Genomic DNA, 16,977 nt, shown 5'->3' on the forward strand with positions numbered 1-16,977 from the left:
TTCTGTGTGGTAGGGAACATAGTCACCTTTTATGTAACGGACTGTTAAATTGTTGCTGAAAGATTCCACACCACAAGACATCAGGAACTTGTCCGCCAAGAATGGTGACGTTCAGATTGACCTTGCTGAACGCCATCGATTTGGGGATCAGCCCGATGTGTCAAGTGGCGATGCCGCTGCGTTCCAGAAGATCGCTGACCAGTTCCAGCCGCACCAGCGGGTTGTCGAGTTCCATCAGGCGCTGCTTGTGCTCCAGTGGCATGGGCAGCAACTCACACCAGCGGTTGGCGACCCAAGCGCAATCATCGAGCTGGTAGGGTGGTTGCACCGGCATCTGCGCCAGTGGCAGTGCACGTGCCAGCAGGGTGTTGATCAGATTGCCCAGGGCGGTGGCGACGCCCTGCAGGTCGTCCGGGATCTTGACTGTCAGATCGTTGGCCAGAGGAGATACGTCGGCAACCCACAAGCCGTGTTTGAGCCTTTCCTGGTGGGTGATGCGAAAGCGTTGCATGCCGGTGCAGCGAATCATCATCAGGCCCGACTGCGGGTGTGAAAATTCAGTGATGCTGGCCAGGGTGCCCACGGCATGAAACACTTCAGGCGCGAAGCCATCACCAGTGGGCGAGCCATTGTCGGGTTTACGCACCTCGGCGCCTGTTGTCAGCGCGACCACACCAAACGGTGCCCCGGTCTTGTGGCATTTGCCGATCATGTCGAGGTAGCGCACTTCAAAAATTCGCAACGGCAGCGTTCCGCCTGGATACAGTACCGTCGAAAGTGGAAACAGGGGGAGTGAAAACAGAGCCAGGGATTCAGACATTTTCAGTGCCACGATTTGCGTTGCCGGCATCATCCCATGAACTTATCCGGCTTGGTGGGTGTGCCTGCAGAGCATGCTGTGATAATCGCTGCTCTTTGAAGGAGTTAGTTTGGATATCGTATTGCTGATCAAGGCCGCCATCATGGGGCTAGTCGAGGGCCTGACCGAATTCTTGCCCATTTCATCCACCGGGCACCTGATTCTGGCCGGGACCCTGCTGGGTTTTGACAATGAGGTGGGCAAAGTATTTGACATCGCCATCCAGACGGGTGCCATCTTCGCGGTGATCCTGGTTTATTGGCAAAAAATTCGTGATACGCTGGTTGCCTTGCCGACCGAGAAACAGGCGCAGCGCTTCAGCTTGAACGTGTTGATTGCGTTTGTGCCGGCCGTCGTCCTGGGCTTGTTGTTTGGCAAAGCCATCAAGGCGCATCTTTTTACCCCGGTGGTGGTGGCCAGTACTTTCATTATCGGCGGCTTCATCATTTTGTGGGCTGAGCGGCGGCAAGAAAAAAATCCGGCGGCCGTACGAATTCATGACGTGGAGTCCATGACGCCCATGGATGCGCTGAAAGTCGGCCTGGCGCAGTGTCTGGCCATGATTCCCGGCACCAGCCGCAGTGGCGCCACCATCATCGGCGGCATGCTGCTGGGTTTGTCACGCAAGGCTGCCACCGACTTTTCTTTCTACCTGGCGATACCGACCCTGATCGGTGCCGGCGTTTACAGCCTGTTCAAGGAACGTGCCTTGCTCTCGATGGCTGACCTGCCGACGTTTGCCGTGGGGCTGGTTGTTTCGTTTTTCAGCGCTTGGTTGTGTATTCGCTGGTTGTTGCGCTATATCGCCAGCCACAGCTTTGTCGGCTTTGCCTATTACCGCATCGTCTTTGGCGTGGTGGTGCTGGCGACGGCCTGGAGCGGTGCTGTCACCTGGGCTGCTTAAGGGTTTGCCAATGTGGGCTGGCCCGATTCAAGCCAGGCTCTGCAGGTTCAATAGCGCCGCTTCAATCGCCGCCGCCGTGGCGATCGGTTTCTCCATGGGAAACAGGTGACTGCCGTCGAGCATCATGATGCGGCCTTTGCATATTTTTTGTGTCATGGCCATGCCGACCTGTTTCATCTCCACCGAGCCGATGCCGCCGATGAACGCCACTGGACACTTGACCGGATGGCGCTGCAGCAGGGCGTCCAGATTGTGCGGCAGGGTGTTGTAAATGGCGGTTTCCACCGCGCGATCAAAGCTCAACACGCGTTTCTTATCGTCTCCGTGGCCATCGTCATGGGTGCCATGGGCAATGTAGTCCTGCAGCACCTGCGGGTCCCACCTGGCAAAGGCTTTCTTGCTGCGAAAGTGCTCCAGTGCCGCCTGTTGGCTGGGCCAACTGTTGCGACGCTTGCGGCTGACGGTGCCCGGTGAAAACGAGCCGACGAGTTGTGTGCTTTTGATGACGCCCAGGGTGGTGGCGCGCCAGCCACCCAGAACGGGCGAATCCACCAGCAGCACGCCGCGCACCAGTTGAGGTGCCCGGGCGGCGGCCATCAGGCTGAGTAATCCACCGAGTGAATGGCCCACCAGGAAAACGGGCTCTGCCGACTTGTCAACCTGCACCTGCGTGAAGTCAATGAGTTGCTGGACCAGATGCGGCCAGTTGTTGGTGACAGGGTATTTGCTGTCATGGCCAAATTTTTCGATCGCGTTGACCTTGAAGCCCCGTGCTCTCAGACTTTTGAACAAAACGCTGTAGGTGCTGGCGGCAAAACTGTTGGCGTGCGAGAAGATCATCAGATTAATTTTTCCTGGGGCGTCGTGATTTTTTTCAAAGCCTGGTTACGGCCAGACTGCAGCATCAGTGGCACGTCGGTCTGTTCACCGTTCCACATCGGGTCTTCAATGCTGTCAAACACCTCGCGCAACTTTTGCCCCCAGCTGCCGCGCAGCATTCTGAAATAAGGGTTGTTTTCGTCGATGCACACCACCTTGTCGGTCTGGAACTGATTGGCTTCATAGACCACCAAGTCCAGCGGCAAACCCACCGATAGATTCGATTTGAGCGTGGAATCCATGGACACCAGCGCGCACTTGGCGGCCTCATCCAGCGGTGTATTGAGCGTGATGACCCGGTCCAGCACCGGCTTGCCGTATTTTGATTCGCCGGCCTGGAAGTAGGGCGTTTCGGGTGTGGCTTCAATGAAGTTTCCGGCCGAATAGACCTGAAACAGGCGCATGCCTTCACCCTTGATCTGCCCGCCAAAAATCAGCGACACATTGAAGTCAACGCCCGCCTGCTTGAGCGCGACCGCATCGCGTTCATACACGTGGCGAATGGCCGCACCCAGCACGCGCGCGGCATCAAACATGCTCTTGGCGTTCCAGATGGTGATGGCCTCACCGTCGGGATGCTCCTTGAGCTGCTCCACCTGCAGAATTTCGCGCACCGACTGCGAAATGCTGAGGTTGCCGGCCGACAGCAGCACCATGAAGCGGTCGTCAGGCCGCTCATAGACGATCATTTTGCGAAAGGTGCTGATTTGGTCCAGCCCGGCGTTGGTGCGCGAGTCGGAGAGGAACACCAGCCCGGCGTTGAGTTTGATGGCGACGCAGTAAGTCATGGTGAATGCGAAGGTTAATACAGAAGTGTAGGTCGAGGCAGTGCCCTATTGTCCCGTGAACTCCGTCATGCCTTGCCAGACGCCAGCTTCTTCAACTGGTACAGCGCCTCCAGCGCCTCGCGCGGACTTAAATTGTCAGGATTCAGGGCTGCAACGGCGGTCTCGATGGCGCTGTCAGCTGCTGTTTCGGTAGCCGGCGGCGCGGCGAACAAATCGACCTGGGCCTGATTTTGGGTCGCTTGTGATTCCAGCGCGGCCAGCGTCTGGCGGGCCTGGTTCAGAACGGCGGCCGGCATGCCGGCCAGGCGCGCGACCTGGATGCCATAGCTCTTGCTGGCGGGGCCTGGCTGGATTTCATGCAAAAACACAATGTCGCGGCCCGCCTCGGCGGCACTCACGTGCACGTTGATGGCTGCATGGTGCTGGGCCGGGAACTCGGTCAGCTCGAAGTAGTGGGTGGCAAACAGGGTGTAGGCCTGCGTTTTGTCGTGCAGCTGGGTGGCAATGCTTGACGCCAGCGCCAGGCCGTCAAAGGTCGAGGTGCCGCGGCCAATCTCGTCCATCAGCACCAGTGAATTGGGCGTCGCAGCAATCAGTATCTGCGCGGCCTCCAGCATCTCGAGCATGAAGGTGGACTGGGCGTTGGCCAGATCGTCGGCAGCGCCGATGCGGGTGTGGATGGCGTCGATCGGCCCCAGCCGGCAGGCGCTGGCCGGCACATAACTGCCCATGCTGGCCAGCAGCACGATCACGGCGATCTGGCGCATGTAGGTGGACTTGCCGCCCATGTTGGGGCCGGTGATGATCTGCATGCGCTGCTTCGGGCCCATGCGGGTGTCGTTGGCGATGAAGGCGCCGCTGCTGGTCTCGGCCAGGCGGGCCTGTACCACCGGGTGGCGACCCTGCGTGATGTCCAGACACGGCTCTTTGACAAACTGCGGCGCGCACCAATCCAGTGTCAGGCTGCGCTCAGTCAGGGCGCACAGCGCGTCCAGCGTGGCCAGGGCGCGTGCGACTCGGGTGAGGGCGGGCACAAACACTTGCAGTTGGTCCAGCACCTGCTCGTACAGCCATTTTTCACGCGCCAGTGCCCGCTCTTGCGCGCTCAGGGCCTTGTCTTCAAACGCCTTGAGTTCGGGCGTGATGAAGCGCTCGGCGTTTTTCAGCGTCTGGCGGCGTCGGTAGTCGTCGGGCACTTTGTCGACTTGCCCTTGTGTGACCTCGATGAAGAAGCCGTGCACCTTGTTGAACTGCACGCGCAAGTTGGCAATGCCGGTGCGGGCCTTTTCACGCACTTCCAAGTCGAGCAAGAAGCCGTCGCAATTGGTTTGAATGGCGCGCAGTTCGTCCAGCTCGGCGTCAAAGCCGCTGGCGATCACGCCGCCATCGCGCACCAGCACGGCGGGCTCGGGGTCAATGGCGCGGGCCAACAAGTCGGCACAAGCTTCGGGTGCCAGCAAATGGCCAGATATTTGAGTCAAATAGACCTCTAGCCCCCGTGTTGTATGCGTTAGTAGCTCTGTTTTTTGTAGCGTTAACTGGAGTGCGACCAGTTCACGGGGACGCACCTGGCGCAGCGCGATGCGGGCGGTGATGCGCTCCACGTCGGTGCTGCCCTTGAGTTGTTCGCGCAGTTGGCGCCAGACGCCCGCACGCGACGTGTGCGCGTCACCGCTTTGCAGGGCGGCGATGGCGTTCAGGCGTTGCTGCGCCTCGCCACGGTCGCGCCGGGGTTCAAGCAACCAGTTCTTCAGCAGGCGACTGCCCATGCCAGTCATGCAGGTGTCAAGCAGAGAAAAAAGCGTGGGTTGATCTTCACCGCGCAAAGTCTGGGTGAGCTCCAGGTTGCGCCGGGTGGTTGGCGGCAGGTCGATCAACTCGTCGCTGCGCTGCACTCGCACACTCTGGATATGGGTCAGCGCCTGGCCTTGTGTGTGCTCGGCGTAACCCAGGAGGGCGGCGGCGGCGGCGTGGGCCTGCGGCAAATCTTGCGCCTGCCACGGTGCCAGACTGGCGGCTTGTAGTTGGGCCAGCAGCTTTTTTTCACCCAGTCCTGCGTCAAATTGCCAGTCGGGCCGCACGCTGACAGATACCGCGCCCGCGAGCGGCGCGCCACGCAGGCGCGCTTCAAAAGTCGGTGTCGTACCCGCGCTGAAAATGATCTCGCCGGGAGCGATGCGAAGCACCCACTGCGCCAGGTCGTCCACCGCGCACTCGGCCAGATGCACTTCGCCCTGCGTCACGCTGAGCCACGCCAGGCCGCACGTGTTGCGCGGACCCTGGTGCACAGCCAGCAGCATCGACTCGGATTTATCGCTTAGCAGTTCCAGATCGGTCAGCGTGCCAGGGGTGACGACGCGCACCACCTTGCGCTCCACCGGGCCTTTGCCGGTCACCTCGCCGACCTGCTCGCAAATCGCCACTGATTCGCCCAATTTGATGAGCCGGGCCAGATACGTGTCCACGGAATGAAACGGCACGCCGGCCATGACCACGGGCTGCCCGGCGCTCTGGCCGCGCTGGGTGAGGGTGATGTTGAGCAGGCGCGCGGCCTTCTCGGCGTCGGCAAAAAACAGCTCGTAGAAGTCGCCCATGCGGTAAAAAAGCAGGGTGTCCGGGTAGTCAGCTTTGAGGCCGAAATACTGGGCCATCATGGGGGAATGTTCAGCTGGTACCGGAGAAGGTTTCTTGCTTTGTGTTTTTTCGTTTTGCATCAATGACTTGGCGCGCTTGCGTATTCGTTTATTTTGCCTGTTTTGGCCAGTCCGGAATTTACTTCACATTCCTTGACTCAGGGTTTCAAACCTGGGTGCGGGGGCGGTATATTTTGAATAACTGCGCTGGGCCGACAGAAATATAGCCCGCTGGGCCACCACCTCGCAAAATGTGGTTGGCCGATGCCGTGTCGTGGAGTCCATTGATCAGCAGGCGTTGCGCGATATGCACCGCCACCACTTGACCGAGTACCTACCATGCCAACCCGGCTACGCCCTGAAAACCCCCGCGCGACGTTGCCATCGCGGGTGAAGCAGGTCACCCGTTGCCAAATTCGTGGTCGTTGATGAGTCGCACTGCGGTCGCAAAGTCTGGCAAGCGCGTGCAAGCCCTGGGCGGTGCCAAGAACCACATAGCGGTTATGCCCGATGCCGCGCTATAGCAAGCCACCTTCACTCATCAACCGCCCAAATAGGCGGCTTTGACGGCTGGATCGTCTTTGAGTTTTGCAGCTGGACCATGGACGGAAATACGGCCGTTTTCAAGCACATAGCCGTAGTCAGCCACCTTCAGGGCTGCAGCTGCAAACTGCTCCACCAACAGCATGGTGACGCCCTGGGCCTTGAGGCGCGAGATGATGTTGAACACCTCTTCAACCAGAATTGGCGCCAAGCCCATGGAAGGCTCGTCGAGCAAAATCACTTCAGGGTTAAGCATGACGGCGCGAGCCATGGCCAGCATCTGTTGCTCCCCGCCAGACAAGGTTCCGGCCAACTGATGGGTACGCTCTTTCAGACGAGGAAACATTTCCAGCGCCTTGTCAACGTCGCCCTCCACGTCGCCCTTGGGCCGCGCGTTGGTGTAGCGCACAAAAGCGCCCAAGCGAATGTTGTCAACCACGCTCAACGTGGGGAACACGCGACGGCCCTCAGGCGAGTGAGCCAAACCACGCCGCGCGATCTGGTGCGAATCCAGGCCGGTGATGTCCTGACCTGACAGCATGATCTGGCCGGAAGTCGGCTTGATCATGCCGGAGACCGCCCGCATGGTGGTGGTTTTGCCGGCACCATTGGAGCCGATCAGGGTGACAATTTTTCCTTTGGGAACATGGATCGTTATGCCATGCAGCACCTGAACCTTGCCATAACCCGCCTGTAGATTTTCAATTTTCAGCATGTTGAATGTTCCTGCGATCAGTGCGCGCCTTCGCCGCTGCCCAAATAGGCTTCGACCACGGCTGGGTTACTTTGAACATCAGCGGGTTTTCCTTCGGCAATTTTTTGGCCGAAGTCAAGCACCGACACCGTGTCTGAAATCCCCATCACCACGTCCATGTGGTGCTCGATCAAAATCACGGTGATGCCATGGTCGCGAATCTTCTGGATCATCTTGGTCAGTTCCGGCAAGTCGGCTGGCGGCAAGCCTGCAGCGGGCTCGTCGAGCAACAGCAAACGTGGCCCCAGGCCCAACGCACGGGCGATTTCCAGCATACGTTGCTTGCCGTAGGGCAGGTTGCGTGCCTGTTCTTCGCTCAGATCCGTCAAGCCAACAAAGTCCAGCAAACTCGCAGCCTGCTCGCGGGCGGCCGCGTCCTCGCGCAGATAGCGCGGTGTGCGCAGCATCACGTCGAGCGTGTTGCTCTTGAACGTGTGATGCAAACCCACCAGCACGTTGTCAGTGGCGGTCATCTCACCAAAAAGCTGCACGTTTTGGAAGGTGCGTGCAATACCTGACAACGCAATGTGTGACGGTGTTTGACCGGCCAAAGACTGGCCATTGAACACCACCTGGCCGGCGGTGGGCTGGTAAATGCCAGTCAGCACATTCATCATCGTGCTCTTGCCCGACCCGTTGGGCCCGATGAGTCCGTGAATTGATCCGTGCGCAATGCTCAAGTCCACCTGATTGAGGGCTCTGAGGCCACCGAATTGCATCAACACCTGCTGCGCATCGAGCAGCGGACCTGCGCTAACGGGAGCCGCCTTGTGGGGCGTGGTCCAGGCGCGCACCTTGATGCTTGGGGTCTTGCCGCTGGCGTGCGCTGCGGGTTTGGCAAAACGCGCGAACAGTTCACGCGCAAAACCCACAACACCATCTTGCAGGTAATAGACCACAAACAGGGTCATCAGGCCAAAAATGGTCAGGCGCCAATCGGTGATGTTTTCCAGCCTAAAGGAAAACCCCGCCATGGCCACCGTGGCGAGCACGGGCACGGCCAACTCGCGCACTGTCTTGACTTTTCGAATGAAGTTGTAAACCGCCATGCCGCTCACGGCGATTGCCAGCACGGTTGCGATCTTGCGAAAGAGCTCGATGTCCGACAGCAAGCTGGGCAACATCACCACAATCACGGCCCCAATCAAGGCTCCCGAGCGGGTTTTCCGCCCGCCCATGATGACTGCCAGCAGGAACATGATGGTCAGCTCAAAATTGTAAGTGTTGGGTGAAATATATTCTTCCGAATAGGCGTACAGCGAGCCCGCCAGACCTGCCAGTGCGGCACTGATCACGAAGGCATAAACCTTATAGCGGTAGACAGAAACCCCCATGCAATCACACGCCACCGGGCTGTCGCGCAGGGCCTCGAAGGCACGGCCCAGATGGGATTTCAGGATGCGGTGCACCACCACCAGCGCCAGTACCATCAGCACGGCAACCACGTAAAAATACTCGACCTCGGTCAGCTTGTGGCCAAAGAACATCGGCTTGTGTACCTTGATACCAATCGGGCCTTCGGTCAAAAACGTCATCTCGTTAATCAGAATCTGGATGATGGTGCCGAATGCCAGCGTCACCATGGCCAGGTAAGGGCCTGTCACCCGCAGGGCAGGGAGCGCCAGCACGGCACCGAACAGCGCCGTGACGCCAATGGCGGCAGGAACGGCTAGGAGAAAAGGCGCACCCAGCTTGAAGAACAGGGCACCGGCGGTGTACGAACCCACACCGAACAGGCCCGCATGACCCAACGACACCTGGCCCGTGTAGCCCACCACGATATCCAGCCCGAACAGCAGGATGGCGTAGATAAGGATGGTCTCGACGAGGTGGATGTAGTAGGGGTTGGGTACCAGCACCGGGTACAAGCCCAAGGCCGCCAGGCCCAGCACCATCAGGAGAAAAGATTTGCTGTTAATTTTCATGATTACTTGTGTTCGTCAAACCTTCTTGATGGCCATCTTGCCGAACAGCCCGGCTGGCTTGATCGCCAACACCAGCAGCAGCAACACCAGCCCCGGGACATCCTTGTAACCGGTGGAGATGTAGTAACCGGTGGTGGTTTCGGCAATGCCCAGAATCAAGCCGCCCACAATCACACCCACTCCCGAAGTCAAGCCCCCGATGATGGCCACGGCAAACGCCTTGAGCCCGAGGACCGAGCCCATCGTGGCGCCCGTCAGCGTCAGGGGTGCCACCAGCACGCCCGCCACCGCCGCCGTCACCGACGACAGTGCATAGGAGAAAGTGATCACGGCACCCGTGTTGATGCCCATGAGCGAGGCTGCATCCCGGTCATTCGACGTGGCGACCACGGCTTTGCCGTAAATAGATTTGCGGTTGAATAGCTCAACCATTGCCATCATGGCCAGCGCGCCAATCACCACCACGATTTCCATGGGCAGCACATTGGCGCCCAGAAACTTGATGGGGGCTTCCGGCAAAGGGGATGGGAACTTCAGATCGTCCTTGCCCCAGATGTTTTCAGCCACGTTCTTGAAAATAATGGCCAGTGCGATGGTGGACATGATCCAGCCAAATTCGCTCTTGATCTTGATGGCGGGTCGCACGCCGATCCACTCCACAAAAGCGCCTTGCGCTGCGCCAAAGAGGGCCACCAGCGGAATCATCAGCCAGTAATTCAAATAAGGGCCGCCGTGAATTGTCCCGACCAGTGACAGGCCGACCAGCGCGCCCAGCATCAAGGACTCACCTTGGCCGAAATTCAGAGTGCCAGAGGTCGCAAAAGTGAGCTGATAGCCAAAGGCGATGACGCCGTATATCATGCCCAGCGCAATGCCGCTGTAGATCAGTTGCAAGAATATTTCCATGCCAAATCCCAATTGAAATCAGGGTGATCCTGAGAAAAGAGGACTGAGTTCAAGAAGCCAGGATGGCTCCTTGAACTCGGTTAAGACTCCAAGCGTTGATTACTTGGTCGCCTTGGTGCGGACTTCGCCGCCCTTCTTCTTGTCGTCTTCGTAGGCGTAGACCACGTGACCATCTTGAACCTTGCCAATCACCGGCATGTTGAGGGTGATAGCCTCATGGTCTGCCTTGGAAAAAGGCTTGTTGTAGGTGGTGACCACACCTTCGACCGGGGTCTTCAAGTCTTCCAATGCTGCCAGCACTTTGGGGCCTTCCGTTGAGCCGGCCTGTTTGATAGCGGCGGCCAGCAAATAGATCGAATCGTAGCCTTGCGCTGCAGACACTGGTGACGGAATGCGAGTCACCTTGTAAGTCTTTTGGTAGGCATCGATGAAACTCTTGCGCTTGGGCGTGTTGCCTTCTTGAATAAAGGTTTGTGGCATCAGGGCGTCGTCGGCATTTTTACCGGCGTTGTCAATGAAGTTGCCCATGGACAAGGTCCAGGAACCCATCATTGGAACCTTCCAGCCCAGCTTGATCATGCCGTTGGCAATTTGCGCCAGTTCCGGGCCAATACCATAGGTGATCACGACCTGTGCGCCAGCTTCTTTGGCCTTGAGCAACTGCGGTGTCATATCGACATCCTTGATGTTGTACTTTTCTGTGGCAACAGGGGTAATGCCCTTGGCAGCCAAGGCTTTTTCCAGATCAGCCCGGCCAAGCTGGCCGTAGTTGGTGGAGTCTGCCAGGATGGCGACCTTGGTGTATTTGCGACGACCAATGACTTCTTCCACAATCAAAGTTGACTGGATGGTGTCATTGGCTGAGTTGCGAAACACGTAGTTTTGCGGCTGATCGGCAAACTGCTGGGTGATGGTGGTGGCCGTGGCCACGTTGTTCATCACCGGAATCTTGGCTTCCTGGTAAAAGCGCTGTGACGCCAGCGCTACGCCGGAGTTGATGTAGCCCACCGTGGCCACCACTTTTTCTTTGTTGATCAGCTCTTGGGCGATTTGCACACCGCGCTCGTTTTTGGCTTCATCATCACGCTCGATCATCTCGATCTTGCGTCCCAATAAGCCGCCATGGGCGTTGATCTCGGTCACGGCCAACTTGGCACCGTCGCGCATCGAAACGCCCATGGGGCTGGAGCCGCCGGTGAGCGGCCCTTGCAAGCCAATTTTGATGTTGTCAGCCGCCATACTCATGGATGCGACGGCGAGGGCGACTGAGCTCAATGCAATGGTACGAAAAAATTTCATGAAAGTCTCCTAATGGTTTTGAGGTTGCGGGGAAAAAAATTAGTTAGTGGCCACTGGCGCCAGCTCTGCCAAGGAGGCAAGCAAGTCACCAAAGCGCTCACCCTGCACCACGACATGCTCACGCAATGCAATGGCTGCCGAATCTGCATCAGCAGCGGTGATAAAACGCAAAATGGATTTATGCTCTTTGAGTGACACACCCATACGCTTTCGCACCCGCAACTGCAAGCGCCGGTAAGGGCGCAATCTGCGTTGCAGCTGAAAGGCTTGTTCACACAAAAATTTGTTATGGCTGCCCGCGTAAATGGCCGCGTGAAATTGCTCGTTGCAGTAAAAATAACTGTCAGTGTCCTGCGCTGCACGTGCGACCTCGCACGCCTTATACGCTGCCCGCAAATTGCTTCTTTCATCCTCTGTCATCCGTCTTGCGGCCAGTCGTCCGCACATGGCTTCGAGTTCCGCCATGACTTCGAACATCTCAATCAGGCGCGCAGGGCCAATGCTGGCAACCACTGCCCCTCGGCGTGGCCGGATTTCAATCAAGCCATCAGACGCCAACTGAATCAGGGCCTCACGCACAGGGGTGCGTGACACACCGTGCGCTTCCACCAGCATCGCTTCATCCAGGGCGCAACCCGGCGGCAACTCGCCTGTGGCAATTTGCTCTTCAATTTTTTCACGTAATTTGTCGGAAATTCGCATGGCCAAATTCTGCACTGGTATGCAAAAAAGTGCGATTAGGGTATTCACTGATGTTAAAAAAATATACAAATAATAGAGTTATGTATACATTCAAGAGAAGATCAATTGAATGTTTCTGTACTCAGGGCCATAGACCCTGGCAACGCGGTTCATCAAAATTCCAGGAGACAAAGACATGCAAAGACGTCAATTACTTCAGTCCATGGGCGGCCTTGCGGCCAGCACAATGCCCTTCTCGTTGGCTTTTGCGCAAACCTCGGCGCTCAAGATTTCGCATCAATTTCCGGGTGGCACGATCAAAGAAGGTGACTTCCGTGATCGCTTGGTGCGCAACTTTGCCGCTGAAGTTGAAAAACGCAGCAAAGGGGCCATGAAATTCGAGATTTACCCGGGCTCTTCATTGATGAAGACCAACGCCCAGTTCTCATCCATGCGCAAAGGCGCGCTGGATATGGCACTGATACCCTTGTCTTACGCCGGCGGCGAAGTACCAGAGCTCAACATTGGCCTGATGCCCGGCTTGGTCGTGTCTTATGAGCAAGCGTATAGCTGGAAAACCAAGCCGGTCGGCATAGAACTCACCCGTGTGCTGCAAGAAAAAGGCATTGTGCTGATCAGCTGGATTTGGCAAGCCGGTGGTGTGGCCTCGCGCGGCAAGCCGGTGGTGGAGCCTGAAGATGCCAAGGGTATGAAGATCCGTGGTGGCTCGCGTGAGATGGACATGATTCTTAAAGATGCAGGTGCTGCTGTCGTCTCGCTTCCCTCCAATGAAATCTATGCCGCCATGCAGACCGGCGCCATGGATGCGGCCATGACTTCATCCACCTCATTCATTTCATTTCGTCTGGAAGAGGTGGCCAAGGCGTTGACCACCGGTCGCACGGGGGCTTATTGGTTTATGTTTGAGCCGCTGATGATGTCAAAAGCCATCTTCGACAAATTGCCCAAGGACCAGCGTGACATGCTCATGACCGTGGGTGCCGAGATGGAGAAATTTGCTCTGGAAGCAGCCAAGAAGGACGACATTGATGTGGCGGCTGTGTACCAAAAGGCCGGTGCCAAAGTGGTCGATTTGTCTGATGGAACCATCAAAAAGTGGCAAGACATTGCGCGCAAAACCGCCTGGAAGGACTACGGAGCCAAAAATGAGGGCTGCGCCAAGTTGCTGGCTTTAGCGCAGCAGACGTTGTGAGTCACGGCTTTGATCTGGATGCGGCCCCGGCGCCGCTTCCGAGGCTGGCGGGCAACTCCGCTCTGGCGATGCTCGCGCGCAGTTTGAATTGGATCAACCTGCAAGTGCTGCGCCTGTCCATGGCGGCTCTGGTACTGACGTCAGCCGTCTTGACTTATTCGGTGGCGACGCGCTACTTTTTTAAAACTGCCACCGACTGGCAAGACGAAGCCTCGGTTTTCATGCTGGTCGGTGCCATCTTCATGTGCACTGCCTACGTGCAATCGATGCGGGGGCATGTCGGCATCGAAGCCTTGGCAACACTCTTGCCCGCCAGCGTGAACCGGGTGCGCGCCACAGTGGTGGACATTGTCTCGACCTTGTTTTGCAGCTTTTTTGCCTGGAAGTCATGGACGCTTTTCCATGAGGCTTGGGCAGAAGGGCAAACCACATCGAGCAGCTTCGCACCGCCGCTATGGATTCCCTACAGTCTGATGGCCGTGGGTATGAGCTTGCTGGCGCTGCAGCTGTTACTCCAGTCAGTCTTGCATGTCGCCGGTGGTGATGGTGAAGGGGATGCCAAGTGAGCGAGCTTTCCATTGGCCTGTCATACGGCGCAGTCACCCTGCTGGTGATGTTCTCGGGCATGCCCATTGCATTCGCCCTGGGCACTGTGGCCGTGACGTTCATGTATTTCTTCATGCCCGCCTCATCGCTGGATACGGTAACGCAGAACGTTTACGAAGAAATGGCATCGATTACTTTGTTGTCGATCCCGCTGTTCATCATGAAAGGCGCAGCAATCGGCAAGTCGCCGGCCGGGCAAGACCTTTACAGCGCCATTCACGCCTGGCTGCATAAAGTGCCCGGCGGTCTGGGCATTGCCAATGTGTTTGCCTGCGCCCTGTTTGCCGCCATGGCCGGGTCGTCGCCCGCCACCTGCTCGGCGATCGGTTCTGCCGGCATTCCCGAGATGCGCAAGCGTGGCTATTCGCCCGGCTTTGCTGCCGGCATCATCGCCGCCGGAGGCACCTTGGGTATTTTGCTGCCACCGTCGATCGTCATGATCTTGTATGCCGTGGCTGCCGAGCAATCACTGGGCCGCTTGTTTCTGGCGGGCATCGGACCGGGCCTGCTTCTGGTGGCCTTGTTCGCAGGATACGCCGTGGTACGGGCGCGCCAGGAATATAAACAAGCCCTGGTCATCTACCAGCAAGGCGGCCCCAAGTCAGCCTACCTGATTGAGGAGCACTTTACGCTGGCACAAAAAGTCGAAATGCTGCCGCGTGTGCTGCCCTTTGTGATCTTGCTGATTGGTGTCATGGTGGCCTTGTATGGCGGCTTGGCCACGCCGTCTGAAACTGCAGGCCTGGGTGGTTTGATGGCACTTGGTTTGATTGCCGTCGTCTATGGAATTTGGCGCCCCAAAGACGTGGCACCAATTCTGACCTCGACGTTGAAGGAATCGACCATGCTGATGCTGATCATTGGCATGTCGCTGCTGTACAGCTACGTGATGAGTCACTTGCATATCAGCCAAGGCGCGGCCCAGTGGATTGTGGCGATGCAGCTCTCCAAATGGGTGCTGCTGGGTGTGATCTTGTTGATGGTGATCGTGTTGGGATTCTTCCTGCCGCCGGTATCCATCATTTTGATGACCGCACCCATTATCCTGCCACCCTTGAAAGCTGCGGGGTTTGATTTGATCTGGTTTGGCGTGGTGATGACCATCGTGATGGAAATGGGCTTGATCCACCCCCCCGTCGGTCTGAACATTTTCGTCATCAAGAACGTGGCGCCTGATATCCCGCTCAAGGATGTAATCTGGGGGGTGATGCCGTTCGTCGGCTTGATGTTTGGCGCCGTATTCCTGCTATGCCTGTTTCCGGGCATCGTGACTGGGTTGCCCAATCTGGTGATGGGTGTCAAGTGACATGAACCAAGCAAATGGGCGCTGGAACCAGCAGGCACAGGGACGTGCGCAGCGGCTGGGCCGCGCTGCGGCTGTTTTGGGTACACGCCTGCATGGCAAGCGGGTATTGGCGGAAGATGCCACCAAGCTGCTCGAAGCTGTGCTGGAGCCTGGCGACCGGGTTTGTCTGGAAGGCAACAACCAGAAGCAGGCCGATTTTTTGGCCCGCGCATTGGCGCAGTTAAACCCGGCGCAGGTGCACGGCCTGCACATGGTGCAGTCGGTATTGGCCTTGCCTGAACATTTGGATGTGTTTGAGAGCGGCATCGCCTCCAAGCTCGACTTCTCGTTCTCCGGGCCACAAAGCGCTCGCCTGGCCAAGCTGGTTTCTGGCGGGCAAATCCAGATAGGCGCGATACATACCTACCTGGAGTTGTTTAGCCGCTACTTTGTAGACCTGACACCACGCGTGTCGCTGGTCTGCGCGCAAGCGGCTGACGCGCATGGCAATCTTTTTACGGGCCCCAATACGGAAGACACACCGGCCATCGTGGAGGCCACTGCGTTCAAAAGCGGCATTGTGATTGCGCAAGTCAATGAGCTGGTTGAGACGGTCGACCGCGTGGATATTCCCGGCGACTGGGTGGATTTTGTCATCCTGGCGCCCAAGCCCAATGTCATTGAGCCGCTGTTTACCCGCGACCCAGCGCAAATCTCCGAAATCCAGGTGCTGATGGCCATGATGGCGATCAAGGGCATCTATGCTGAATACGGGGTGCAGAGGCTCAACCATGGCATCGGGTTTGACACAGCGGCGATTGAGCTTTTGCTGCCCACCTATGCCGAATCGCTTGGTTTGAAGGGCAAAATATGCAATCACTGGGCGCTTAACCCACACCCGGCGCTGATCCCTGCTATCGAGGCGGGATGGGTGGAGTCGGTGCATTCATTTGGCTCAGAGCTCGGCATGGAAAACTACATCCGGGCCAGACCCGATGTGTTCTTTACCGGTGCAGATGGCAGTTTGCGCAGCAACCGGGCGCTGTGCCAGGCGGCAGGCCACTATGCCTGCGACATGTTCATTGGCTCCACCTTGCAGATTGACCTCAACGGCCATAGCTCCACTGCCACTCTGGGGCGAATCGCCGGCTTTGGTGGTGCCCCCAACATGGGTGCTGACGCACGCGGTCGCCGCCATGCGACCCCTGCCTGGCTGAAAGCCGGTGCGCAAGCGCACCAGGGACGCACGGGCGTGTCCGCCATGCCACGCGGGCAAAAACTGGTGGTGCAAATCGTGGAAACCTTCCGGGAACACATGCAGCCCGCTTTTGTGGAAAAGCTCGATGCCTGGCAGTTAGCCGAACAGGCCCATATGGAGATCCCGCCGGTGATGATTTACGGCGACGACGTCACCCACATTCTGACCGAAGAAGGCATTGCCAACTTGCTGCTGTGCCGCACCGACGAAGAACGCGAACAAGCTATTCGGGGCGTGGCAGGCTACACCCCGGTGGGCTTGGCGCGGGACAGGCGCATGGTAGAAAACCTGCGTGACCGAGGCATTATTCAACGCGCCGAAGACATCGGCATCGACAAGCGCGATGCCACGCGCAGCCTGCTGGCGGCGCGCACTATGCGCGATTTGGTACGTGCCTCGGGCGGGCTTTATGACCCGCCCAAACGGTTTCGCAATTGGTAAGTA

The 16,977-nt window shown here is 57.8% G+C and carries 14 protein-coding genes; 5 read left to right on the top strand and 9 right to left on the bottom strand.

Annotated features, from left to right (window positions below; all coding sequences use genetic code 11):
- Window positions 1–160: 160 nt before the first annotated feature.
- Window positions 161–820 carry an LON peptidase substrate-binding domain-containing protein gene (locus RFER_RS09250; protein ID WP_244095843.1) on the bottom strand — a complete coding sequence of 220 codons (660 nt, stop codon included), beginning with the start codon at window positions 818–820 and terminating at the stop codon, window positions 161–163.
- Window positions 821–929: 109 nt separating this feature from the next.
- On the opposite strand from RFER_RS09250, the gene RFER_RS09255 reads away from it, so the two are divergent.
- Window positions 930–1,763, top strand: a complete 834-nt coding sequence (locus RFER_RS09255; RefSeq protein ID WP_011464125.1) for an undecaprenyl-diphosphate phosphatase — start codon at window positions 930–932, stop codon at window positions 1,761–1,763.
- A gap of 27 nt (window positions 1,764–1,790) precedes the next feature.
- Here the strand turns inward: RFER_RS09255 and RFER_RS09260 are convergent, their stop codons facing one another.
- The 8 genes from RFER_RS09260 to RFER_RS09295 all read right to left on the bottom strand — a co-directional run bounded on the left by RFER_RS09260 (window position 1,791) and on the right by RFER_RS09295 (window position 12,192).
- On the bottom strand, window positions 1,791–2,603 hold the full coding sequence (locus tag RFER_RS09260; protein ID WP_011464126.1) for an alpha/beta fold hydrolase: 813 nt from the start codon (window positions 2,601–2,603) through the stop codon (window positions 1,791–1,793).
- The gene (locus tag RFER_RS09265; RefSeq protein ID WP_011464127.1) at window positions 2,603–3,430 is read right to left on the bottom strand and encodes a proteasome-type protease; all 828 of its coding nucleotides are present in this window, start codon (window positions 3,428–3,430) and stop codon (window positions 2,603–2,605) included. Before RFER_RS09265 ends, RFER_RS09260 begins: the two co-directional genes overlap by 1 nt.
- Before the next feature lie 65 nt (window positions 3,431–3,495).
- On the bottom strand, window positions 3,496–6,144 hold the full coding sequence (gene mutS / locus RFER_RS09270) for a DNA mismatch repair protein MutS (protein WP_011464128.1): 2,649 nt from the start codon (window positions 6,142–6,144) through the stop codon (window positions 3,496–3,498).
- Window positions 6,145–6,604: 460 nt separating this feature from the next.
- Window positions 6,605–7,321 (bottom strand): ABC transporter ATP-binding protein, encoded by a 717-nt coding sequence (locus RFER_RS09275; protein WP_011464129.1) that lies wholly within the window; start codon window positions 7,319–7,321, stop codon window positions 6,605–6,607.
- A 17-nt stretch (window positions 7,322–7,338) separates the two neighbouring features.
- Window positions 7,339–9,285: a branched-chain amino acid ABC transporter ATP-binding protein/permease gene (locus tag RFER_RS09280; protein ID WP_011464130.1), complete on the bottom strand. Its 1,947-nt coding sequence runs from the start codon at window positions 9,283–9,285 to the stop codon at window positions 7,339–7,341.
- A 15-nt stretch (window positions 9,286–9,300) separates the two neighbouring features.
- The gene (locus tag RFER_RS09285; protein WP_011464131.1) at window positions 9,301–10,191 is read right to left on the bottom strand and encodes a branched-chain amino acid ABC transporter permease; all 891 of its coding nucleotides are present in this window, start codon (window positions 10,189–10,191) and stop codon (window positions 9,301–9,303) included.
- Window positions 10,192–10,290: 99 nt separating this feature from the next.
- On the bottom strand, window positions 10,291–11,490 hold the full coding sequence (locus RFER_RS09290; RefSeq protein ID WP_011464132.1) for an ABC transporter substrate-binding protein: 1,200 nt from the start codon (window positions 11,488–11,490) through the stop codon (window positions 10,291–10,293).
- Between the two features lie 39 nt (window positions 11,491–11,529).
- Window positions 11,530–12,192 carry a GntR family transcriptional regulator gene (locus tag RFER_RS09295; RefSeq protein ID WP_011464133.1) on the bottom strand — a complete coding sequence of 221 codons (663 nt, stop codon included), beginning with the start codon at window positions 12,190–12,192 and terminating at the stop codon, window positions 11,530–11,532.
- A gap of 175 nt (window positions 12,193–12,367) precedes the next feature.
- Here RFER_RS09295 and dctP point away from each other — a divergent pair, with 175 nt between their 5' ends.
- The 4 genes from dctP to mdcA are packed head-to-tail and all read left to right on the top strand — an operon-like array spanning window position 12,368 to window position 16,974.
- A complete protein-coding gene (gene dctP / locus RFER_RS09300; RefSeq protein ID WP_011464134.1) occupies window positions 12,368–13,384 on the top strand; it encodes a TRAP transporter substrate-binding protein DctP in 1,017 nt (338 codons plus the stop codon).
- Entirely contained in the window at window positions 13,381–13,950 is a 570-nt protein-coding gene (locus tag RFER_RS09305) for a TRAP transporter small permease (RefSeq protein WP_041790486.1), read from the top strand. Before dctP ends, RFER_RS09305 begins: the two co-directional genes overlap by 4 nt.
- A 47-nt stretch (window positions 13,951–13,997) precedes the next feature.
- Window positions 13,998–15,296 (top strand): TRAP transporter large permease, encoded by a 1,299-nt coding sequence (locus RFER_RS09310; protein WP_404818592.1) that lies wholly within the window; start codon window positions 13,998–14,000, stop codon window positions 15,294–15,296.
- Between the two features lies 1 nt (window position 15,297).
- The gene (gene mdcA / locus RFER_RS09315) at window positions 15,298–16,974 is read left to right on the top strand and encodes a malonate decarboxylase subunit alpha (protein WP_011464137.1); all 1,677 of its coding nucleotides are present in this window, start codon (window positions 15,298–15,300) and stop codon (window positions 16,972–16,974) included.
- Window positions 16,975–16,977: the final 3 nt, after the last annotated feature.

The sequence above is a fragment of the Rhodoferax ferrireducens T118 genome (assembly GCF_000013605.1).
Lineage (GTDB): Bacteria > Pseudomonadota > Gammaproteobacteria > Burkholderiales > Burkholderiaceae_C > Rhodoferax > Rhodoferax ferrireducens.